This is a genomic window from Parasediminibacterium schistidii (assembly GCF_046546515.1).
Classification (GTDB): Bacteria; Bacteroidota; Bacteroidia; order Chitinophagales; family Chitinophagaceae; genus Parasediminibacterium.
This window is the reverse complement of sequence record NZ_JBKHKJ010000008.1, coordinates 17,727-37,930: the sequence shown is the minus strand read 5'-3', so window position 1 is coordinate 37,930 and position 20,204 is coordinate 17,727. Positions and strand designations below refer to the sequence as shown.

At 40.8% G+C, this 20,204-nt stretch carries 16 protein-coding genes; 14 read left to right on the top strand and 2 right to left on the bottom strand.

What is annotated here, in order from left to right:
• Positions 1 to 131: 131 nt before the first annotated feature.
• Complete coding sequence (locus tag ACHFIY_RS06395) at positions 132 to 812, bottom strand: hypothetical protein (protein WP_410845239.1); 681 nt, start codon at positions 810 to 812, stop codon at positions 132 to 134.
• A gap of 814 nt (positions 813 to 1,626) precedes the next feature.
• On the opposite strand from ACHFIY_RS06395, the gene ACHFIY_RS06390 reads away from it, so the two are divergent.
• The 4 genes from ACHFIY_RS06390 (at position 1,627) to ACHFIY_RS06375 (ending at position 10,961) form a co-directional block, all read left to right on the top strand.
• Complete coding sequence (locus tag ACHFIY_RS06390; protein WP_410845238.1) at positions 1,627 to 2,130, top strand: SixA phosphatase family protein; 504 nt, start codon at positions 1,627 to 1,629, stop codon at positions 2,128 to 2,130.
• Between the two features lie 409 nt (positions 2,131 to 2,539).
• Positions 2,540 to 7,663 (top strand): Ig-like domain-containing protein, encoded by a 5,124-nt coding sequence (locus tag ACHFIY_RS06385; protein WP_410845237.1) that lies wholly within the window; start codon positions 2,540 to 2,542, stop codon positions 7,661 to 7,663.
• Between the two features lie 124 nt (positions 7,664 to 7,787).
• Positions 7,788 to 8,789, top strand: coding sequence for a PorP/SprF family type IX secretion system membrane protein (locus ACHFIY_RS06380; protein ID WP_410845236.1), 1,002 nt, complete (start codon positions 7,788 to 7,790; stop codon positions 8,787 to 8,789).
• Positions 8,790 to 8,894: 105 nt separating this feature from the next.
• A complete protein-coding gene (locus ACHFIY_RS06375; protein ID WP_410845235.1) occupies positions 8,895 to 10,961 on the top strand; it encodes an OmpA family protein in 2,067 nt (688 codons plus the stop codon).
• 212 nt (positions 10,962 to 11,173) lie between these two features.
• Here ACHFIY_RS06375 and ACHFIY_RS06370 read toward each other — a convergent pair whose 3' ends face one another.
• Entirely contained in the window at positions 11,174 to 12,199 is a 1,026-nt protein-coding gene (locus ACHFIY_RS06370) for an HNH endonuclease (RefSeq protein WP_410845234.1), read from the bottom strand.
• Positions 12,200 to 12,468: 269 nt separating this feature from the next.
• Between ACHFIY_RS06370 and ACHFIY_RS06365 the strand changes: the two genes are divergently transcribed.
• The 10 genes from ACHFIY_RS06365 to ACHFIY_RS06320 all read left to right on the top strand — a co-directional run bounded on the left by ACHFIY_RS06365 (position 12,469) and on the right by ACHFIY_RS06320 (position 20,164).
• On the top strand, positions 12,469 to 12,927 hold the full coding sequence (locus tag ACHFIY_RS06365) for a MarR family winged helix-turn-helix transcriptional regulator (RefSeq protein WP_410845233.1): 459 nt from the start codon (positions 12,469 to 12,471) through the stop codon (positions 12,925 to 12,927).
• 60 nt (positions 12,928 to 12,987) lie between these two features.
• Complete coding sequence (locus ACHFIY_RS06360; protein WP_410845232.1) at positions 12,988 to 13,698, top strand: pirin family protein; 711 nt, start codon at positions 12,988 to 12,990, stop codon at positions 13,696 to 13,698.
• 423 nt (positions 13,699 to 14,121) lie between these two features.
• Positions 14,122 to 15,006 carry a pirin family protein gene (locus ACHFIY_RS06355; protein ID WP_410845231.1) on the top strand — a complete coding sequence of 295 codons (885 nt, stop codon included), beginning with the start codon at positions 14,122 to 14,124 and terminating at the stop codon, positions 15,004 to 15,006.
• 86 nt (positions 15,007 to 15,092) lie between these two features.
• Positions 15,093 to 15,620: a YceI family protein gene (locus tag ACHFIY_RS06350; RefSeq protein WP_410845230.1), complete on the top strand. Its 528-nt coding sequence runs from the start codon at positions 15,093 to 15,095 to the stop codon at positions 15,618 to 15,620.
• A 117-nt stretch (positions 15,621 to 15,737) separates the two neighbouring features.
• Positions 15,738 to 16,106, top strand: a complete 369-nt coding sequence (locus tag ACHFIY_RS06345; protein ID WP_410845229.1) for a hypothetical protein — start codon at positions 15,738 to 15,740, stop codon at positions 16,104 to 16,106.
• A 12-nt stretch (positions 16,107 to 16,118) separates the two neighbouring features.
• Complete coding sequence (locus ACHFIY_RS06340) at positions 16,119 to 16,499, top strand: OsmC family protein (RefSeq protein ID WP_410845228.1); 381 nt, start codon at positions 16,119 to 16,121, stop codon at positions 16,497 to 16,499.
• 98 nt (positions 16,500 to 16,597) lie between these two features.
• Complete coding sequence (locus tag ACHFIY_RS06335; RefSeq protein WP_410845227.1) at positions 16,598 to 17,308, top strand: pirin family protein; 711 nt, start codon at positions 16,598 to 16,600, stop codon at positions 17,306 to 17,308.
• 219 nt (positions 17,309 to 17,527) lie between these two features.
• Positions 17,528 to 18,172 carry a hypothetical protein gene (locus tag ACHFIY_RS06330; RefSeq protein ID WP_410845226.1) on the top strand — a complete coding sequence of 215 codons (645 nt, stop codon included), beginning with the start codon at positions 17,528 to 17,530 and terminating at the stop codon, positions 18,170 to 18,172.
• Positions 18,173 to 18,213: 41 nt separating this feature from the next.
• The gene (locus tag ACHFIY_RS06325) at positions 18,214 to 18,774 is read left to right on the top strand and encodes an NADPH-dependent FMN reductase (RefSeq protein ID WP_410845225.1); all 561 of its coding nucleotides are present in this window, start codon (positions 18,214 to 18,216) and stop codon (positions 18,772 to 18,774) included.
• 415 nt (positions 18,775 to 19,189) lie between these two features.
• Complete coding sequence (locus ACHFIY_RS06320) at positions 19,190 to 20,164, top strand: YihY/virulence factor BrkB family protein (protein WP_410845224.1); 975 nt, start codon at positions 19,190 to 19,192, stop codon at positions 20,162 to 20,164.
• Positions 20,165 to 20,204: the final 40 nt, after the last annotated feature.

Genomic DNA, 20,204 nt, shown 5'->3' with positions numbered 1-20,204 from the left:
TGGGCATTCGTGGCAAACTAAAAATAAATGCCCGCCTTTTTAGAAAGCGGGCATTTATGCTATTGCCAAACTATTAAACCTATATTCTTCCTTTCGGTTTTAATTTAAAATTCAAAATTCAGAATTTAAAATTACCTTTTCCCTTCCCTTTGCTTTTTAAAGCTTTCTATTTTGTCCAGTTGATCCTGGGTCAATACAGACTTGAAGGCATCTTTTTGCTGCATCATCAGGGCTTTTATTTTTTCTTTTTTTTGCTCAGGCAATAAAGTCTCGTCTTCGTGTATAGCTTTCATTTTTTCATGGAAGGCATCTTGCGAGCTTTTGATAGTAGCTACTTGATCGTCTTTCAAGCCTAGTTTGGTTTTCATCTTTTCTAAACGTGCTGCAGACCTAGCTTGCATTTCTTCCACCCTTTTTTTCTTAAAGTCGTCCAGCTTGCTTTTTTGGTCGGCCGTCAAAACGCCATCTAATTTTTCCTTTCGTTCTTTACGCAAGGATGCGCTTTTCTTTTTAAAGTCGCCCAGCTTCATCTTGTCATTGTCGTACAAGGCAGCTATTTTTTTGTCATAATCTTCCTTAATGGTTTTGCTTTGTTGCTTTTGGTCATCGGTAAGGTTTAGCTTAGGGGCGTGCATACCATGGTGTTTCCAGTCTTTGGTTATCATATCTTTATGCACTTCGCCATGACCACCTTTTCCTTTCATGTCTCCACGGTTCATGTGGTGGTGCTGTCTTGCTTGTGTGCTGTCTGTTTGGGCATTCGTTACAGCTACCAAGAACAATGCCGATGCGACTACAATTATCTTTTTCATTTTCTGCTTTTTTAAATTTTAGAAAAATTATTTTATTGCTGTAGTGACTTGCTAACGAGTGCCTGCGTTTAATTGGGTAATGTTAAATCGGTAGAAGGGATGTTTGGGCGGATGGATATACTTAGGTTTAAAAAACAGCAAAAGCTTTAGTGAAAAAATACCCTACTATAACCCTGCCGCCACTTATCCCAAAAAGCCGGAACAAACACCCCACGGGTAAAAAGATGGGATGCAAAACGAGGACACTTATACAATTTCTACACTATTACTTTTTCTGGGTTTTTATTAAAATAGTTTCAGTTTTGACAATTTTCGGTCTTTTTTCCTATTCGCGATTTTTTGAAAAAACATCCCCTCGCCTTTAAGTCATTGATTATCAACAATAGCGGCAAAATATTATGCGTATTTTATGCGTATTTTGTGCCTATTTTTTGAGTAATTCGTGCATACTTTTTGCGTATTTTATGCTCATTTTGTGCATACTTTTTGCCTATTTTACAGCCATCAATACAAGGCTAATTTTTTAAGCTAAAACTATCTTAATATTAATAAAAAAAAACTTTGATGCAAGTACTGGTTGATAGCTTATAAAATGTGTTTAACCTAGGTTTTTAGCAAGGGCATTTCTGGCACAAAGATAAGGTTTTTAAAGATTAAGGAATATCGCCACAAAGCGAAAAACTTTTATGCACCCAAAAAAAATATAGCTGATAAAGAAAAAAATAACTTTATAACTTCATTGATTGAAAGTACAGATTTAGATTGGCTAAATACATAAACCTGCTTTGGAAAAATTTATAGATTAAAACCGCCTATGAAACAATTACTCATTATCCGCCATGCCAAAAGCAGTTGGGACTCGCCTACGCAAAACGATTTTGACAGGCCATTGAACGGCCGTGGGCACAAAGATGCACCCAACATGGTCAAGCATATACTTGGCAATCAAATAACGATAGACGCATTTATATCAAGCACTGCTGCAAGGGCATTTACCACGGCAACTTATTTTGCAGAAGCATACAAGCAGGCCGGTTTTAAAAACAACCTAGGTGTTGTTGGCAAGCCAGAACTGTACCATGCCTCTCCCACTGTTTTTTATGAGGTCATTGGCCATGCAAACGACGAATGGCAAACCATTGCCGTGTTTGCACACAACCCTGGTATTACAGAGTTTGTGAATGGGCTTACCAATACCCGGATAGATGATATGCCTACCTGCGGAATATTTGCCATAACCATTGACACGGATAAATGGAGCGATTTTGAAAAAGCCCCAAAATCATTTTGGTTTTTCGAGTATCCCAAAAATTTATAATTATAAAGGTTGAATATTCAACCTTTATAGGGTTTTGACCCCTATAAAGGTTACTATTGACTATTTATTTTTTTGAGGTAATCATTTTACTAAAAACCCTGAAAGGGTTTAACAACAGTAGCCACGAGCGCAACCCGTGGTAGGGGTTTTGCCACAAATATCCTTGGTCACTATGCTTTTATCTCATTATCGGCGAATAAATAATATGTAAATTTTACACTTTGATTTTATTTTAACAATTTATGCTAATTTGCCGCCTGTTACTAAAAATTTTATAATGAACAGGCTCCTTATAGTATTATTCTTTATTTGTTTCTTGGCCCGTGCAAAAGCCCAGGAGGCTACATTTATTTTTCTGACAAATAAACATGAGTTATATTCTACTACCATTGCAAAAAATGTATGTAGCGTGCCAGTACAGTTAAATGTATGCAGCAATATAAGTGGCAATGCCTTGTCAATTGCATTAGACGGCAAAACCTTATATGTTAATGATAACAAAGGTAATTTGTATAGCACATTACTAGGCAGCAGTGGTAATAGCTGCAAACTGATAGGGGTATTTCCATTAAAAGATTCAATTTATGGGTTGACAGTAGATAGCAAAGGCGTGGTTTATGCAGCTACGGGAAACAAGATAGAAAGGTATTACCCAGCTACAAAAAGCTTTGATGCGGCAGGCGCCGTTCTAACTATCCCACGTAGATGGACAATAGGTGGAGACCTTTTGTTTTATGCAGGGAAACTATACATGGCAGCAAAAGACAGCATAACTAAATCGCCTGTTTTAGTACAGGTTGATACTGCTAACCCTTCTAAAAGCACTTTATATTTAAACTTAACAGCCTCCATATTTGGTTTTGCTACCGTTACGGAAACTTGCAAGAACAACCAGGGTTATGCACTTAGCGATTCTGGCAATATCTATTTAGTAAATATGGCTGCCAAAAAACAAGATTCAACTAAACTTTGTTCCTTGACATCCATGTTGCCTGCACTAAAATCGCAACAGATTTATGATGCTGCCAGTATTGCAGAATCTGGCCAGGATTCCAAGCCCCCGGCACCTAGTAATGCTGTTTCCCCTATTGATGTTTGCCAAAATGGTGGCTATGTATTATCAGTAAGCCCTACGGTAACTTCCGGCGACCCTGCAGATACCTTGCGGTGGTATGTGCAACCGGGCGTTAATGCTCCCACAGCAACACCTATTGTAAATACATCGGCACCTAGTTCAACTAGCTATTACGTAACCCAGTTTAACCCCACTACAAAGTGCGAAAGCGACTCTATACCCATTACCATTAATATCCGCCAGCTTCCAGCAACGCCTGCAGCTGTTGCGAGTCCGCCTTCTTGTGCAGCAGCAAGCATGGTTGCAGTAAAGCCTCCAGTTACAGGCCTTTCGTTTACCTTGACAGGCACTACAACAACATTAACCAGCACAAATGGCATTTTTAATAGCGTACCAGGCGGCACTTATAGCTTAACAGCCAAGGATGTAACTTATGGTTGTTCTTCTGCAACTGCTGCTACTGTGTTGGTTGCGCCACAGCCCCTTTCCCCTTCAACGCCTAAGCTTACTGCCACCAGCATTTGCGAAGGGTCCTCCCCTACTTTTGCTGCCATCAACGATTCATTGTACCAGTTTTTCAGGAACGATACAGCCCAAACTACTGTATCCATAGCCAACACTTATTCACCTGGTATTTTAAAAGCAGGCGACAAGTATAGCGTGCGTGCTTATAGCACACCACCCATTACTTTTGATGGCAACATCACCACGGCAGAATGGGGTGCGCCATTGGCTACATCTGCAGGAGGCCCATCATCGGGTTTTGCTTCCAAGCCAGAATTGAATGCATTGTATGCAAAAAGTAATATAAGCAATTTATATATAGCCCTTGCGGGTAAAATATACAATGACGAAAGGGCGATTATTTTTATTGACTCCAAAACAGGAGGCTATAAAGATGGTAATTTTGGGAGAGGAGATGCACCACAAGGTTTACTTACATACAATTCTTCTAATATTTTCGATGCTAACTTTTTGCCTGATTACGCATTAACCATTGGCACCAACGCCAAGCTAGATAGTTTTTATGTGAATTTATATACCCTTAGCGGCACAGCAGGCAATGGCGGTGGGCCAAACTATTATTTAGGTAACAATAGCTCCAAATATATAGGTGTCATTCAAGCCAAAAATGGAGATACTACCAAAGGCTTTGAAATAGCTGTGCCTTTAGACTCCCTTGGCTACAAGCCTGCTTTTGGTAATATCCAATTGATGGCCATGTACATAGCTAATGATGGCTACCTTAGCAATCAGTTCCTTTCCAGGGCGAATGCAGGGGAACAAGACTATGGCATAAAACAGGTTTTCTTTAACAATGCTGCTCCAGGTCCAGTTAGCTATTCCTTCGATCCAGGATGTTATTCCGAAGACTCTTTAAGGGTTACAGCAAAAACAAAACCTACTTTCACTGCTATTGCACCTATATGCAGCGGCACCACTGCCCCTGTTCTGCCTACAACTTCCATTGAGGGCATTGCAGGAACTTGGATACCTTCTAAAATAGACAGTTCTAAAGATGGGGTTTTCAATTTTGTATTTACGCCAAATGCGAGCCAATGTGCCAATTCAGCAACATTGCAGGTTACCATATTCAAGGCGGTTACCCTTACTACTGTGCCAATTAATCCTGCTTGTGGCCAAACAACCGTTAGCCTTGTTGCTGGCCAAGGAGCAAGTTCTAATAATAGCCCTACTATTGATAGGTATTTCTATACCGACTTTGCAATGAAAGATACCATAAAAACTGGTATTGTAAATATTGCAAGCACTGCTAAAAAATACTATATCGAACTGATAAATGGCAATGGCTGTAAAGTATTTGACAGCATTTTGGTTAATCCTTTCAAACCTAAACCTGCCGTAACTACAAAGCCGTCTATCCTTATTTGCAATGGCAATGCTGTTAACTTAGATACAAGCTATCCTACCAAGGATGCGGGTTTAACATTTCAATATTATACTGACGCTGCATTAACTGTACCTGCACCAAACCCAGTAAGTACTGCAGGCACTTATTATGCAAAAATTTCTAATGGCACTTGCGATACTACTGTAACCCTTACAGTAGTTTTAGGTCAAATACCCGTGGTGCCAGCCATCACAGGCACTACCACAGTTTGCGTTGGCAGTACCATCCAGTTGGACAACACATTGCCAGCTGGCACATGGTCTGTTGACAATACAGCGATAGCAACAATAGACGGCACTGGGTTAGTATCGGGCGTTTCTGGCGGCAAGGCTATTGCTACTTACACGGCCTCTAATAGCTGCGGCAGCAATGCTTCCACAGCCACCATAACCGTAAATGACAAGCCATCGGTGCCAGGCATCACAGGCACCACCACAGTTTGCGTTGGCAGCACCACGCAGTTGAGCAACACATTGCCAGCTGGCACATGGTCGGTTGACAAATCAGCGATAGCAACAATAGACGGCACGGGGTTAGTATCGGGTGTTTCTAGTGGCAAGGCTATTGTTACTTACACGGCTTCTAATAGCTGCGGCAGCAATACTTCCACAGCCACCATAACCGTAAATGACAAGCCAGCAGTACCCGCTATCACAGGCACCACCACAGTTTGCGTTGGCAGCACCACGCAGTTGAGCAACACATTTCCAGGCGGCACATGGTCGGTTGACAAAGCCGCCTTAGCAACAATAGACGGCACTGGGTTAGTATCGGGCGTTTCTGGCGGCAAGGCTATTGCTACTTACACGGCCTCTAATAGCTGCGGCAGCAATGCTTCCACAGCCACCATAACCGTAAATGACAAGCCATCGGTGCCAGGCATCACAGGCACCACCACAGTTTGCGTTGGCAGCACCACGCAGTTGAGCAACACATTGCCAGCTGGCACATGGTCGGTTGACAAATCAGCGATAGCAACAATAGACGGCACGGGGTTAGTATCGGGTGTTTCTAGTGGCAAGGCTATTGTTACTTACACGGCTTCTAATAGCTGCGGCAGCAATACTTCCACAGCCACCATAACCGTAAATGACAAGCCAGCAGTACCCGCTATCACAGGCACCACCACAGTTTGCGTTGGCAGCACCACGCAGTTGAGCAACACATTTCCAGGCGGCACATGGTCGGTTGACAAAGCCGCCTTAGCAACAATAGACGGTACTGGGCTAGTATCTGGCGTTTCTGTTGGCACGGCTATTGTTACTTACACGGCCTCTAATAGCTGCGGCAGCAATGCTTCCACAGCCACCATAACCGTAAATGACAAGCCATCGGTGGCAGCCATCACAGGCACCGCCACAGTTTGCGTTGGCAGCACCACACAGTTGAGCAACACATTGCCAGGCGGCACATGGTCTGTTGACAATACAGCCATCGCAATAATAGACGGCACTGGGCTAGTATCTGGCGTTTCCGGTGGTACAGCCGTTGTTACTTATAAAGTATCCAATAGCTGTGGCAATGACTCTAAAACAGCTACCATTACAGTAAATAGTACCCCTAATGTTCCAGCAATTACTGTAATTGCTGGTTCAACAACACTTTGCAAGGGTAGTACGATACAACTAGGAAATGCTTTAGCAGGAGGGGTTTGGTCGGTTGACAATGCTACTATAGCAACTGTTAACAATAATGGCTTGGTAGTAACTTTTTCGTCAGGCATCTCTGTCGTTACTTACAAAGTATCCAACAGTTGTGGAAGCGATTTTAAAACTATTCCCATATCAGTCAATGCCACGCCAATTGTACCTGCAATAACTGGCACAGCTACAGTTTGCCCTGCTGCTACCACGCAGCTAAACAACAGCCTGTCAGGCGGTGCTTGGACAAGTAGCGACAACACCAAGGCAACGGTTGACAATAATGGCTTGGTTACAGGTATTGCATCGGGTACTGCTACTATTACTTATGCTGTAAGTAATAACTGTGGCACAGGCACCAATACTATAGTTGTAACAGTAAACCCTGCAAAGCCCGTAGTGGCTGCCATATCTGGCCCCACAACTGTTATTCTGGGTGAAACAATTAGCTTGACCGACCCAACCACCGGCGGTATCTGGAGCAGTATACCTACAACAATTGCTACTATTAGCAGCATTGGACAGGTTACTGGCATAGCACCTGGTGTTGCAAACATTATATATTCAGTTACAAATACCTGTGGCACTGCATCAGCACCTTATCAGGTTACTGTTTTATCCCCTTCGGTATATATCCCTAACCTTTTTAGCCCCAATGGAACTGGTAGCAATGATGTGTTTTATGTAAGGGGCAACCCTGCTGCACATGCAGAAATGCGGATATTTGATTCATGGGGAAATCAAATATTCCAATCAACTGGGTTTGTTGAAGATAAGACAATTGGCTGGAATGGCACATACAAAGGCAAGCCACAAGTGGCAGGCGTATATATATATGTGATAAAAGTAGTGCAGCCTAATGGCGAAAGCACCATTAAAAAAGGAGCAATTAATTTAATACGCTAATTGTAGTTTGTTTTAAGTTTTAGGTTTTTCAACTTACAACTCAAAATATAAAACTTAAAACAGATGTGCTTTTTGTTTTAATAATTTAAAACTCAAAACACAAAACTCAAAACAAATTATAACCATGAGCAAGATAAAACAACTATTGGCAGTGGCATTGGTTGCTGTTTTCACCAGCCATCCGGCAAAAGCACAGGTAGAGCCACATTTTTCGCAGTACTATATGTATCCGCTGTGGCTAAACCCTGCCCTTACAGGTGCCATAGACGGCAATTACAGGGTGGCTGCTATACACAGGAATCAATGGAGCGGCATAGACAATGGCTTTTCTACCACTGGCCTTTCGGCAGATTTTGTTACCAAGAAAAATATTAACCTCGGCGTAAACCTGCTGCAGCAAAATGCGGGCAGCGTGGGTTATAAATACAATAATGCCCAGGTATCTGTTTGCTACACAGGGGTTCGCTTTGGGCATGAGGGGGATAAAGTAATAACTTTTGCCTTGCAAGGCGGTTTGCTCAATAGGCGTTTCGACCTTTCAAAAGCTCAGTCCGACAACCAGTTTAATCCAAATACAGGCAGTTACGATCCAAGCCGTTCTTTAGATGAAGCTGGCAAATCGTCTGCCACTTCGTTTGACATGAACGCAGGCATGTTTTACTACGATGCAGACCCCGATAAGAAAGTGAATATTTTTGCAGGCTTTGCCGCTGGGCATATTACACAGCCAGAAGACCCCTCATTATCCGCAGGCTACCACGAAAAACTACCTGTGCGCTACACGGTGCATGGAGGGGCAAATATTTATTTGTCAGAAAAGGCACACCTTATTCCCAATGCCTTGTACATGCGGCAGGGCAGCGTGTCAGAAACCATGCTGGGAGGCTATGTTCAGTTTGCTGCTACTAGCACCACAGACGTGATGTTAGGTGCCAATTACCGAATAAACGATGCTTATTATCCTTACGCAGGTCTTAGTTTCGATAGTTTCACGCTTGGCTTAAGTTATGATGTTACTACCTCCCAATTGGGCAAAACAATAAACGGCACTGGCAGTTTTGAGCTTTCGCTGATGTACACAGGAAAAAAGAAGGAAAAAGGTTTTTTTAAAAGCCCGAGGTTTTGATTATTTCAGGTTGTAAGTTTTGTGTTTTAAGTTATTTTTAATAGAAACATAAAGCATAACTTAAAACCTAAAACACAAAACTTAAAAAAAAAGAACAACTCGCACATGAAGAAAATTACGATACTCACTACCGTTATCTTATTACAGGTTAGTGCCATGGCACAGCAGGCATCAGATGCAAAACATGCAGCTGGATTTTATAAAAAAAGCGAATATTACAATGCCATTATCAACTATGAAGTGTATCTAGGCATAAGGAAACCCAATGTTTCTTTTAGCCCTTACGACACGAAAAAGGAATACCCAGAACAAGGTAATGGTAGTGCATCGGCAGCAACCATTATTGGCACTAGCAAATTAGTAACCAACAAAATAGCCTGGGAACTTGGCGAAAGCTATCGCCAACAATTCAACTACCCCCTTGCAGAAAAAAGCTATGCCCGCATACTGGAAAAAGGGACAGATACAGCGTATCCACTTGCCCGCTATTGGCATGGGGTAAGCCTACGCAGCAATAATAAGTTTCAAGAAGCTGCAAAAGAATTTCAACAATTCTCAGCAGAAAACACTGGCAATACAGAAAGGGTAAGCATGGCTAATAAAGAGTTGGCTACATTGGCTTTCATCAAAAAGCAAATGCTAAGCAACCCTGAAAAAAGATTTACAATCAATAAAATAGGGGGCGATATTGCAAAGCCAGAAGGGGCTTATGCGCCTGTGGTGCTTGGGGATAAGATTGTATTTACTTCTGCACGCATAGTTGATACCGTAAGTAGGCATAGTTCTATAAATACGCATGTAAACCACCTTTTTTACAATGGCCTTGATACCCGTGATTCTATAATTACTGGCAAATCAATCATGCTTACATTTCCTTCTAAATTATCAAGCAACGAAGGCACAGTCACTTTTTTACCAAATAAAAACAAGCTTTTTTTTAGCAGGGCTAGTAAAGAATATGGCAAAGACATTAATTATATCTATACAAGCAATAGGGTAAATGACAGCACCTGGAGCGAGCCTGTGAAATTGGATACCAAAGTAAACAAGCCAAGTTATATGGCCATCCAGCCATCTGTAACACAGGATGGCAAATACCTGTTGTTTGCCTCTGACAGGGATGGGGGTGCAGGGAAACTAGATATATGGGCTTGCGAACTAGATGCTGCCGGCAACCCATCCGAGCCATTTAACCTAGCCACCATCAATACAAAAGAAGACGACCAAGCCCCTTTTTACCATACAAACAGCAATACCTTGGTATTTTCTAGCAAAGGGTATGAAGGAATGGGGGGCTTTGATATTTACAGTGCCATGGGAACATTAAAAACATTACAACCACCTGTAAACCTTGGCTACCCGGTAAATTCTCCAAGGGATGATATTTATTTTTTCAGTGCGTCAACGGATAGTTTGTTGAAAAAAGCATATATCAGTTCAGACCGCTCATCAGATTGCTGCTTGGAAATATTTGCTATCGGCAAGCAAATCATTAAAAAGAAATTTAAACAGCGTATAGAAGGCAAAGTAACAGACTGCGCCACCAACCAGCCTATTGCTTCTGCAACTGTAAAACTGAATACTAAGAAAAAAGAGCAAGACATTACTACTGACAAAGAGGGCAACTTTATGATAGAAAAAGCCGAAAACGTAGCTGGTTTCGATGTATCTAAAGATGGCTTCGATGCTGCACAGGCTGCATTTTCAAAAGCGGCATCCATTTCAAGCGATACTGTTTATACAGTTGCTATATGTTTAAATGCAGTAAAACCTAAAACAGTAGAGCAAGTAAAAGATTCACTTGATACCAACGAAAAGCCTTTGGTTATTTACTTCGATTTTGATAAGTCTATAATAAGGGACGATGCAGCACCAACACTAGACCAAGTACTTTCCTTACTGAACAAATACCCTTCATTGTCCGTTGCATTAGAGATAGATGGCTTCACCGATGCTAAAGGCACGGAAGCCTACAACCTGAAACTGGGCAAAGCTAGGGCAGAAGCGTGCAAGCAATACCTCGTAACCAAAGGAATTGATGAAGCAAGGCTATTGCTCAAGTCTTACGGTAAAAAAGACCCTGTAGCACCAAATACAATTGACAATAAAGACAACCCCGAAGGCCGGGCACTAAACAGGCGCGTGGAAATGAAGATAAAAGCAAAAAAATAGAGTTATAGCCACGAAGGCACTAAAACACGAAGAAGCACAAAGAAAAAGAAGTTTAAAGGTTAGCTGGTAATGCTAGAACCTTTAAACTTCTTTTCTTTGTGCTTCTCTTTATTTAATTCATGCCTCTTTTACAAACTAGAGTTGCCAACCTTCAAAAGGTTGGCAACCCTATTATAAACTTTGCGTCTTAGTGGCAAAAAACCCACAATATTTTATTTGTCATCTTTTTTAGGTGTTGTTTCCGGTTCGCTATCCATTTTTACCCAGCCCCAGTTTTCGCCTGTTTGTATTCTGTACAACTGCATGGAGGAAATGCCAAATTGCTTGGCTATCATTTTCAGCCTTGTGGTACGCTTGGGATCAAACAAAATTTTCTTTATCAGGCGAACTTTACCCACGGTTAGTTTAGCGCCACGACCCGTAATTTCAGACCTCCTTCTATGGTTGTCTTTCCGTTCTATTACCGCAAGGCTGGTGTCTGCATGTTTTAGTTGTTCTTCAAAGGTTGTCCATGCCAGGTTTTCTACTACGTTATTGGTTTTGTTATGGTCTTTGTGAATAACATATTTATGTTCTTCCGTGTCAGGTTTTAAAAAATAAGTTGCCACAAGGCGGTGTATTAAATAGGCTTTTGCTTTGCCTTCGCTTTTGTAATGCCATATTTTGTATCCTTGGGCATGGGTGCCTACTTGCAGTATAGTGCCGTTTTCAATGCTGTCGTAATAGCTAATAAGCCTCCCAAAATTCGTAATTGCATATTTTTTAACTGTAACGCCAGCATCTACCTCTTTGTATTCTTCGCCTACAAAAAATTTAATCTTCTTGCTTTTATATGCATCATCTGCCGAAATACCATTTCTCACTAAAAAATGAGCCTCTGCAAGGCTTTGCCTGTAAGTATCGTGCGTTGCCCATTGCAAGTTTTGGTATTTATTGTCCTTTATATTTTTGTTTATATGAATTACATAGCTTAAAGAAGGGTCGGCAGGTTTGGGTATAAAGTTTTCAGCTACTATTTTATGGATATAAAAACTTTTGCTGCCAGTGGTAAATTCAATTTTTAGCCTTGTATGCCTATTGGGTTCCACATTCAGCGGCATTAGTCTGCCATTTTCTATTTCTATCATGTAGCTAATAGCCCTGCCAAAATTAGAAACAGCATACTTCATCAATCCTTTACGGTCCTCAAGCTGCAAGGTAACCCACTCTTCGTTGGGCAAAAATTCTACTTTATTCAATTTATGTGGGGATTTAGAAGCAATAAAGGTAAATGACAAAAATTAAAAAAACTTAAATTTTGCTTAAAAAAGTGTTTACTTTCTTATATTTAGCCAAAATTTTAAGTTTTTATTATTAAAAAGCCGTTATTGGCTCTTACATAAAACAAAAGGTTCTTTGTTGATTTGGAAAGTTTATAAAATTTAAAAATCTAATAGAAATTGTACAGTGGGGAGTGTAGAAAAATAATTTGGAAAATTAGATGTATGTACATATATTTGCATAGTAAATGAAATTAGAAGAAGCAATAAAGAGTACAAAATTTAAAAGCGAAGTGCATAAATCTATTTTGCACATCCTTTACACTGCATGGTGGTTAAAGACGATGAACCTAAAGGAATTGAAAAAATTCGGTTTAACTGGGGAGCAATATAATGTGTTGCGTATTTTGAAAGGCAAGCACCCTGAGCAAATGTGCGTGCGGGACATTGCGAGCAGGATGATTGAAAAAAGTTCGAACGTGCCTAGGATTATTGACAGGCTGGAACTTAAAAAATGGGTATTGCGCAATACATCTATTGTTGACAAAAGGGAAACAGTAATAACCATCACAAAAGAGGGTATGGCTATTTTAGAGGCCTGCACTCAATTGATGGAAAAAAAATATGAAGACCGCTTTACTATAAAAGAAGAGGAAGCGTTGGTTTTAAATGCTTTGCTGGAAAGGATTAGGGAAATAAACTTGTAAATTTTTTTGTATTGATACATGTACATACACACAGTTTTGTAAAACGTAAATATGGATAAGATGAAAACAATATTGCATAAAGCAAACACAAGGGGCCACGCCAACCATGGGTGGCTAAACAGTTACCACACATTCAGCTTTGCTGGCTATCATGAACCAAGCAGGGTACATTTTGGTGCTTTGCGGGTATTGAACGACGATACAGTTGCCGCAGGCATGGGTTTTGGCAAACACCCACACGACAATATGGAAATAGTATCCATACCACTAAGTGGCGATTTGGAACACAACGACACCACAGGCCGCCATGAAATCATCAAGGAAGGGGACGTCCAAATAATGACAGCCGGCAAGGGTTTGTCGCATAGCGAGAAAAACGCAAACCATAATAAAGAGGTAAAGTTTTTGCAAATATGGGTGCTGCCAAAAGAAAAAAATATAGCACCACGCTATGAGCAAAAATCTTTCCCACTGGCAGAAAGGAAAAACCAGTTGCAAACAGTGGTTGCCCCAGACGATGCCAATGCGGTTTGGATCAATCAAAACGCATGGTTCACGCTAGGTAGTTTTGATAAGGATAATACAACTTCTTACCAATTGCACAATACCAATAGCGGTGTTTACGCTTTTGTAATAAAAGGTAGTATTTCATTAAATGGTGTTGCATTAGAAGAAAGGGATGGTTTGGGCATTACAGATACAGCAACTATTGACATAAAAGCGGATACTGATACAGAGGTATTGCTGATAGAAGTGCCGATGCAAATTTAAATTGTCTGAACTTGGATTATTGGGATTTTATAGATTAAAGGGATAATTGGGAAGTTAAATCCCTTTAACCCGGATTTTGCAGTTGACTTCGTTATGAAAGGCTCAAATGCAATAAAGACAAGTATTTGAGCCGAATTTTTGGTCGAAAACATAGTGTACTATGACTAGGCCAAAAAATCAAGCAAATGCTTATGTTTGAAGTAGTTGGGGCTTGCAATAGATTTCAACTGCAAAATCCGGGTTTAAGTAATAAGCCATAATTATCTAAATACAATTATACTAGGGCTTGTTTCTTGCCCCTCTCCTTCGGAGAGGGGTTGGGGTGAGGTCTCTAAAATAAACAGTATTAACTTAATTAAGTCTGCATACTTAATCCTATAAATCTCTATAATCCAGGTTCAGACAGATAAAAAACAAAAAATCATGAACAAGAACAGAACAATCAAAAGTATTATATATGCAGATAAGATAGACATGGGTGGCTTTCCAGTAAGGCAAGCATTCCCATCAAGTAAAGCAGAACAAATAGATCCATTTTTACTATTGCACCATGCAAACGTAAAAGTGCCAACGCATATCCCTGTTTCCAAGGCAGGCGTGGGCCCGCACCCGCACAGGGGCTTTTCGCCAGTTACTTTTATTTTTAAAGGGGGCGTGCACCACCGTGATAGCCGGGGGAACGACAATGTAATATATGAAGGCGGTACCCAGTGGATGAACGCAGGCATGGGTATAATCCACAGCGAAAGGCCGCCGCACAACATACACGAGATAGGCGGCGTACAGGAAATTATCCAGCTTTGGGTAAACACCCCCGCCAAGCACAAAATGGATCAGCCGGTGTATATCCCGGCAAGCAAAGAAGAAATCCCTTTTATTGAAACAGCAGATGGGCTTGCCCGTGTAAACATTGTTTCCGGTGAATTGGATGGGGTAAAAGGCATAATACCCACATTATCTCCTGTAAATACATTTACGGCGGATATAAAAAAAGGGGGCAAGTTCCAGTTTAGAATACCAGCATCGCAGCATGCGTTTATATATGTATTAAGCGGCACGGTAAATGTGGGTGATACTGAGGAAATTGATGCCAACTATGTAGCCATTTTTAATGAAGATGGGGAAGGGTTTGCCATAGAAGCAAAAGCAGATACCTGTTTGTTTATAGGCACTGGTGAGCCGCTTAACGAACCCATTGCATCGCACGGACCATTTGTGATGAACAACCAAACACAAATCATGGAAGCATTCAAGGATTACCAAATGGGCAAGATGGGGGTACTGATAGAGGATGCCCCTAACCCCTAAAGGGGAATAAAAAAAGAAGAAACAATTATTAATAACACGCCTCCAACAACACCCCTTTAGGGGATGGGGGCTTAAAATCACACACAATGGCAACTTACAAATTAGACGCTATGCACAGCGAAATCACTTTTAAAGTGAAACATTTAATGATCAGCACCGTTACAGGCAGCTTTACCAAGTTTGATGCTTCTATGGAAGCAGAAGCTTTGAATTTCACTGATGCCAAAATCAGCTTCAGTGCAGATGTAAACAGTATCTCAACAGGTAACGAACAACGTGACGGACACCTGAAAAGCGACGACTTTTTCAGTGCCGATAAATATCCTACCCTTTCTTTCGTTTCTACAGAATTTAAGAAAGTAGGTGACACTAATTATAAATTAACTGGTGATTTGACCATTAAAGACGTTACTTCATCCGTAATCTTAGATGTGGAATATGGTGGTGCCATGACAGACTTTTATGGCCAAAGCAAAGTGGGTTTTGAACTATCTGGCAAAATAAGCCGTGCCGAGTTTGGCCTTACTTGGAGCGCTGTTACAGAAGCTGGTGGCGTAGTAGTAAGCGATGATGTAAAACTATTGTTATCCGTGCAATTGGTAAAACAAGCGTAGGCAAGGATATTGGTTGCTAGTTTCAGGAAACAAGTTACTTTGGTATATGCTGAACACTTGTAACCTGAAACGAGTAACTTGCATTTAGTATTCTTAACTTTTAAAAACTCTACAATCATGAACATTGCAAAACAAATACCTGCTTTTCTTTTAGGCTTTATCTTCTTAGTTTTTGGTGCTGATTTTTTTATCCATTTTATGCCAAAGCACGAAATGCCAGGCGGCGATGCTGGGGCTTTTGCAGGCTTGCTCTACAAAACAGGTTATTTAACCGTGGTTAAAGTATTGGAAGTTACCATTGGTGCTTTGCTGTTTATCAAGCCAGTAAGGGCATTGGCTATGTTATTAATTGCACCAATTATAATTAATATTATGCTGTTCGAATTGTGCCTTGCACATGCACCGGGCATTGGTGTAGGTTTATTTATTATTAATATCATTGGCATTGCTTTAAACAAAGAAAAATACTTAGGTATCCTTGCATAATAATTGCTATCAATGACTACAGCACATATTACCACTGCACATTATCAAGTTACCCTAACCAGCAACAGCCATCAATTTATTGCTGATGAGCCTCTTACGGTAGGTGGAAAAGATACAGGCCCTGCACCCGACAATATTTTAGAAGCAGCATTGGCTAGCTGCACTGCCATCACGCTAAGGATGTATGCCGATAGGAAGCAATGGCCTGTTGAAAGTATTGACGTTGCCGTGCAAGTGCAAAGGATAGATAATAAAACAGTATTTACAAGGAACATCACCCTACACGGACAAATAGACGAGGAACAAAAGGAACGGCTGCTGCAAATTGCAAAAGCCTGCCCTGTATCCAAAAGTTTAATGGGGGAGATAGAAATAAACAGTTTAATAGTATAAGGAGGCAGAGAGGCAAAGAGTAAATCATTGTGCAAGAAATTCCTAATTCCTAATTGTTAATTCCTAATTATTTCCCTCTTTGCCTCAAAAAGAACAACATGAAACATACAATATTCAATGCATCGGAAAGGGGGTTAAAAGATATAGGTTGGCTAAAAAGCAATTTTACTTTCAGCTTTTCCTCTTATGCTAACCCTTTGCGAAATGGTTTTGGTTTGCTAAAAGTATTTAACGACGACTTTGTGGAGGCTGGCAAAGGCTTCGGCCTGCACCCACACCAAAACATGGAAATCATCAGCGTGCTGCTAGCGGGCAACATGAATCACAAAGACAGCATTGGCTATACCGATGTAGTAAGCAAAGACTGGGTGCAAATAATGAGCGCGGGCAGTGGGCTTCGACATGAGGAATACAATGTGGGGGAAAATGAGGTGAATTTTTTGCAGATATGGATAGAGCCTAAATTGCAAAACATTAATCCACGCTACCAACGCCGCTTTTTCCCGAAGGAAAGCAGGGTGAATACGCTTAAAACCGTTATAAGCAACGAAGAAGGCGCACAGCATTGCTGGATAAACCAGAACGCAAAACTCAGTCTAGGTTATTATACCGAAAAAACAGAATTTACATACACCTTAAACCCTGTAAACAAATGCGTTTTCATTTTTGTAATAGAAGGCCGCTTAAATATTGATGGCACAGATATTAACAAAAGGGATGCCATTGGCATTTGGGAAACCTCAGAAATACCGTTGCACATTGAACCGAATAGCGAATTTATTGTTATAGAAGTGCCGATTAATCATTAGGCTTAATCGAAAGTAGGGCGGGAGTTATTAACGCAAGTTTATCGGAAGTTGGTCGCAAGTTAATTGCAATTACGGCGAGGGGGGTGCTCAACTACCTACTAACCTACTTTCAACTACCAAACACTCACATTGAAATCTGGATAGCTATAGAAATTGTGCCAGGTAGCCCAAGGCACAACATAACCATTTCCTTATTTTTGCAAATAAATATACTGTACCATGACATACGAGGAAGTGATGGAAATGATAACTGCAACAGGCAGGAATATTGATAAACTAGTTGCGAAACAAGCAGAAACAGATGCTAGAATTGAAAAAATATTCGCAGAAAGAGAAGCCCAATTTGTAAAGAGCGAAGCCCAATTTGCAAAAACAGAGGCTCAGATTGCAAAGACAGAAGCCCAAATTGCCAAGTCTGAAAGGAAATTAGCAAGCATGGGCATACAATTGGGCAACATTGGAATCAACAATGGCATGGCAACGGAAGATTATTTTTTCAACTCGCTACTAGACAATTTGGAGCTGGGTGGTATAACTTTTGATTCTATCAGCAAAAACATACACACAAAAACTAAAAAACTAGAAGATGAGTACGATATCGTAATGTACAACGGCAACAGCGTTGCCTTGATAGAATGCAAATACAAAGCGCATGAAAATGACGTGCGTAGGCTTATAAATAAAAAGGTAGCTAATTTCAGGGTGCTGTTCCCCGATTTTAAAGACTATACCATTTACCTAGGCATAGGTAGTTTTTCATTTTACCCCGAGTTAGAAACTTTTGCACGGGAAAATGGCGTGGCTATCTTAAAACAAAAAGGCGAAGTAATGGAAGTGGAAGCAAATGGGCTAAAGGCATACTAGCATATAATGCCACTAAAAATGATTATATAACTTAAAAAAACATGATGAATATAGAAATTGTGTCGGGTAGCCCAAGGTCAGCTAGCATTACAGTAAGGATAGCACATTATTTACAGCAATACCTCCAGCAGCATTATGGTAGCCACAATATAGGGCTGATTGATGTAAGGGAATGGAAACTCGGCCAGTTGGATCATGTGTTTAATACAGTTGAAAACACGCCAGAAGCATTTAAGCCCCTCGCAAAACGGATGCTCCAAGCCAATGCGTTTATAATAGTAACGCCAGAATACAATGGCAGCTATAGCTCAGAAATTAAAAACCTGTTCGATCATTTCCCTAAACAAAGCCGCAAAGCCTTTGGCCTATGCACCGCATCGGTAGGGGCTTTGGGTGGTGCAAGGTGCACACAAACCTTGCTCTTGTTTGTGCCAGCCTTGTTTGGCATTGCCAGCCCCAGCTTATTGATTGTGCCTGGCGTGGACAAAAAATTCAACGAGCAAAGTGAACTGATAGACCCAGCATTTGAAAAGCAAATACATGTATTTGCAACAGAATTTATGTGGCTTGCAGCAACATTGACAAATAACCCAAATATATAAAATACCAAACATTAATAATTCTTTTAAAGCCTATAAAGCACCTAACGCTTTGTAGGCTTTCTATATATAATTGCCATCGGTGCATAAAAATTTTTCGCTCTTGCCCCTCTCCTTCGGAGAGGGGTTGGGGTGAGGTCTTCTATGAATGCGAAAAAACTTTTTTAAACCCATTTGCCATTGGTACAATTGCTGTAATTCGTTTATATTCGTAAATTACCTTTAACCCGGATTTTGTAGTTGACTTCGTTAAGAAAGGCTCAAATGCAATAAAGACAAGTATTTGAGCCGAATTTTTGGTCGAAAACATAGTGTACTATGGCAAGGCCAAAAAATCAAGCAAATGCTTGTGTTTGAAGTATTTGTGGCTTGCAATAGATTTCAACTGCAAAATCCGGGTTTAATTCAAGAGTAACCCATGAAAAAATTCCTGCTGAAATGCTGGCTTATTTTAAGAGAGTCATACAATAGTTTTGCCGACAACAAGGCTTTGCGTATGAGTGCGGCCTTGGCATATTATACCATTTTTTCCATTGCACCGATGATTATTGTCATTATCAGCCTGTGCGATTTTTTCTACGGCAAAGCAGCTATTGAAGGCAGCATTTATGGACACCTGCAAACTTATGTGGGCAAAGCTGCCGCCTTGCAGATAGAGCAGGTAATACGCAATGCCACTACTTCGAGAGACCTTACAATAGCTTCCATTATTGGGGTTGCCTCTTTAATTTTTGCTGCAACGGGAGTGTTTGCCGAGATACAGGACTCTATCAATCAAATATGGCGGCTGAAAGCCAAGCCCAAAAAAGGATGGCTAAAACTGATTGTGAACCGGGTACTTAGTTTTTCCATGGTGGTAAGCATTGGTTTTATTATGCTGGTGTCTTTAATTGTCAGTTCTGTACTGGACATGGTAGGCGGGCAGTTGCTCAAGTTCCTGCCGCAGTTGGCTGTGTATGTGGCTTATGGCATCAACTTGTTCATTACATTTTCCACCATCACCCTTTTATTTGCCATTATTTTTAAAGTATTGCCCGATGCCCGTATCAAATGGAAAGATGTTATGGTAGGGGCCGTGGCTACAGCCTTGCTGTTTATACTTGGCAAGTTTGTGATTGGCTATTATTTGCGCCGCAGCCATGTGGGCACTACCTATGGGGCAGCGGGCTCTGTAATAGTCCTGTTGTCTTGGGTGTATTATTCTGCCGCTATCCTGTACTTTGGGGCAGCGTTTACCCGGGCTTACGCACTGCACAAAGGCAGCAATATTTTCCCCAACCAATACGCCGTATGGATAAAAGAAGTAGAAATGGAAAACAAAGAATCCATTCAGGCAGATAAAAATGCAGTAACAACGCCTATCGTGGTACCACCGCCAGGAGAAAATACTTAATTTGTTTGTAAATTCAATTACTACAATACTAAAATACTTA